This is a genomic window from Erwinia sp. (assembly GCF_031978025.1).
GTDB lineage: Bacteria > Pseudomonadota > Gammaproteobacteria > Enterobacterales > Enterobacteriaceae > Erwinia.
This window is the reverse complement of sequence record NZ_DALZCD010000224.1, coordinates 4,075-7,271: the sequence shown is the minus strand read 5'-3', so window position 1 is coordinate 7,271 and position 3,197 is coordinate 4,075. Positions and strand designations below refer to the sequence as shown.

The window sequence follows — 3,197 nt, the reverse complement described above, 5'->3', positions numbered from 1 at the left end:
CTTCCGTATCGCCCGCAAAAACCGGCACTTTGGCCTGCAGGATCACCGGGCCGCCGTCCAGCTCTTCGGTAACAAAATGCACCGAGGTACCGTGCTCCTCATCGCCGTTTTCAAGAGCCTGACGATGCGTATGCAGACCGGGGTATTTCGGCAGCAGGGAAGGGTGGATGTTAAGCATTTTTCCCGCGTAACGCGCCACGAAATCCGCACTCAGAATGCGCATGTAGCCTGCCAGGATCACTAAATCAGGCGCGTAAGCATCAATCTCCAGCATCAGCTGGCGATCGAAAGCAGCGCGATCGGCAAACTGTTCGGCTGCCAACGCATGAGCGGGGACGCCCGCTTCACGGGCACGCGTCAGGCCGTAGGCCTCGGCTTTGTTGCTGAACACGGCAGCAACGCTGCCGTGGATCCGTTCCTGCTGGCAGGCGTCCAGGATGGCCTGAAGATTGCTCCCCTGACCGGATACCAGCACGACGAGCCGCTTCATGCGGTAATCACCACGCGCTCATCGGCATCGGAAGCCTTGATCACGCCAATTTTCCAGGCTTTTTCGCCCGCGGCACTCATCAGCTCCACCGCTTTATCCGCTTCGCTGGCATCCAGCGCAATGACCATGCCGACGCCGCAGTTAAAGGTACGGTACATTTCAAAGCGGCTGACGTTACCCGCTTCCTGCATCCAGCCGAACACGGCAGGCCACTGCCAGCTTGACTCAGACAGCACCGCCTGCGTATTGTCCGGCAGCACGCGCGGAATATTTTCCCAGAAGCCGCCGCCGGTCAGGTGGGCAATAGCGTGCACGTCAACCTGCTCAATCAGGCTGAGGATATTTTTAACGTAAATGCGGGTAGGTTCCAGCAGGTGGTCCGCCAGCGGCCTGCCTTCGAGCAGGGTGGTCTCTGGATCGGTATTGCTGAACGCCAGAATTTTACGCACCAGCGAATAGCCATTAGAGTGTGGGCCGCTTGAACCCAGCGCAATCAGCACGTCGCCGTCTTTAACTTTGCTGCCGTCGATAATTTCCGACTTTTCCACCACGCCGACGCAGAAGCCCGCTACGTCGTAATCCTCACCGTGATACATGCCGGGCATTTCAGCGGTTTCGCCGCCGACCAGCGCGCAGCCGGACTGCAGGCAGCCTTCCGCGATACCGGTAATCACGCTGGCAGCCGTGTCCACTTCCAGCTTGCCGGTGGCGTAGTAATCGAGGAAGAACAGCGGCTCGGCGCCCTGGACGACCAGATCGTTAACGCACATCGCGACCAAATCGATACCGATAGCATCGTGGCGCTTGAGGTCCATTGCCAGACGCAGCTTGGTGCCGACGCCGTCAGTGCCGGAAACCAGAACCGGTTCACGGTATTTTTGCGGCAGCGCACAAAGCGCACCGAAACCGCCCAGTCCGCCCATGACTTCCGGGCGACGAGTCTTTTTCACTACGCCTTTAATACGGTCGACTAAAGCATTGCCAGCATCAATATCTACACCGGCGTCTTTATAGCTGAGAGAGGTTTTGTCGGTCACTGCGAAATCCCCACGCGGTTTGCGGTTGGTGGTTGGTATAAAGCGCGGCAATTCTAACAGCGCAGGCAAACGTTTGCGAGTGCCATCTTCGGCCCGCGTTGCGCCGTATTCAATTTTAGCTAATCCTTAACAGGATGGGAGGGATCCGGCACAAGTCGGATTAAGTGATAGGTACTGGCCGCTAAATGGCGCTATAATCTCGCGATTTTTTTTGCAGCCATACACTCCGGGAGTAAAATAATGAAGATCGTGGAAGTCAAACACCCGCTGGTCAAACATAAACTGGGCCTGATGCGTGAACAGGACGTCAGCACCAAACGCTTTCGTGAACTCGCCTCGGAAGTGGGGAGTCTGCTGACTTATGAAGCCACATCGGATTTAGAAACCGAGAAGGTCACCATTGAAGGCTGGAACGGCCCGGTGGAAATCGACCAGATCAAAGGCAAAAAAATTACCGTTGTGCCTATCCTGCGTGCCGGTCTGGGGATGATGGAAGGCGTGCTGGAGCACGTGCCAAGCGCGCGCATTAGCGTGGTGGGCGTCTATCGTGACGAAGAGACGCTGGAGCCGGTGCCTTATTTCCAGAAGCTGGTTTCCAATATCGAAGAGCGCATGGCGCTGGTGGTTGACCCTATGCTGGCAACCGGCGGCTCAATGATCGCCACCATCGATCTGCTGAAGAAAGCGGGCTGCAGCAGCATTAAAGTCCTGGTGCTGGTTGCCGCACCGGAAGGGATTGCGGCGCTGGAGAAAGCACATCCGGACGTGGAGCTGTACACCGCTTCTGTCGATCAGGGACTGAATGAGAAAGGGTATATCATTCCAGGCCTCGGCGACGCCGGCGACAAAATCTTCGGTACCAAATGATAAAGCCGCAGGCCGTTTCCTGCGCCCGTTTGCGGCGGAATATCGCCGCACGTTGCCCAATGGCCCTGCCGGGAACCGGCCTGCATCAGGCGTTTTATCATTGTTCGCGATCAAGCCGACCAGAGAGTCGGTTTTTTATTGTGTAAAATAAGGGGTAACTCACCATGACGCGTCGCGCTATCGGCGTAAGCGAGCGGCCACCGCTGCTGCAAACCATTCCACTTAGCTTTCAGCATCTGTTCGCCATGTTTGGCGCGACGGTACTGGTTCCCATTCTGTTTCATATCAATCCCGCCACCGTGCTGCTGTTTAACGGCATCGGCACGCTGCTGTATCTGTTTATCTGTAAGGGGAAAATTCCGGCCTATCTGGGGTCCAGCTTTGCCTTTATTTCCCCGGTGCTGCTGCTGTTGCCGCTGGGTTACGAGGTGGCGCTGGGCGGCTTTATCCTGTGTGGCGTGCTGTTCTGTCTGGTCGCGCTGATTGTGAAAAAAGCGGGAACGGGCTGGCTGGACGTGATGTTTCCCCCGGCGGCGATGGGGGCCATCGTAGCGGTAATCGGTCTGGAACTGGCTGGCGTGGCGGCAAATATGGCCGGGCTGTTGCCCGCTAACGGCGCGGCAGCCGACGGTAAAGCCATTTTAATCTCCATGATCACGCTGGCGGTGACCGTTTTCGGGTCGGTGCTGTTTCGCGGCTTTCTGGCGATTATCCCTATCCTGATCGGCGTGCTGGTCGGCTATACGCTTTCCTGGTTTATGGGCATCGTAAACTGGTCGACGGTAGAGGCCGCGCCGTGGTTG

General features: G+C 57.1%; 4 protein-coding genes. 2 read left to right on the top strand and 2 right to left on the bottom strand.

What is annotated here, in order from left to right; translation table 11 throughout:
- Both purN and purM read right to left on the bottom strand, forming a co-directional pair.
- A partial coding sequence (purN, locus tag RTK32_RS16340) for a phosphoribosylglycinamide formyltransferase (protein ID WP_312045809.1) occupies positions 1-490 on the bottom strand: 490 nt, incomplete at its 3' end.
- Complete coding sequence (purM, locus tag RTK32_RS16335; RefSeq protein WP_312045807.1) at positions 487-1,527, bottom strand: phosphoribosylformylglycinamidine cyclo-ligase; 1,041 nt, start codon at positions 1,525-1,527, stop codon at positions 487-489. The genes purM and purN, both read right to left, overlap by 4 nt.
- Before the next feature lie 240 nt (positions 1,528-1,767).
- Between purM and upp the strand changes: the two genes are divergently transcribed.
- A complete protein-coding gene (gene upp / locus RTK32_RS16330) occupies positions 1,768-2,394 on the top strand; it encodes a uracil phosphoribosyltransferase (RefSeq protein WP_125289554.1) in 627 nt (208 codons plus the stop codon).
- Between the two features lie 164 nt (positions 2,395-2,558).
- On the top strand, positions 2,559-3,197 hold a 639-nt coding region (locus RTK32_RS16325), incomplete at its 3' end, for a solute carrier family 23 protein (RefSeq protein WP_312045805.1).

Bases quoted from the DNA above. Each gene is read 5' to 3' on its own strand.
- upp (WP_125289554.1), top strand. From the start codon at position 1,768: ATGAAGATCGTGGAAGTCAAACACCCGCTGGTCAAACATAAACTGGGC.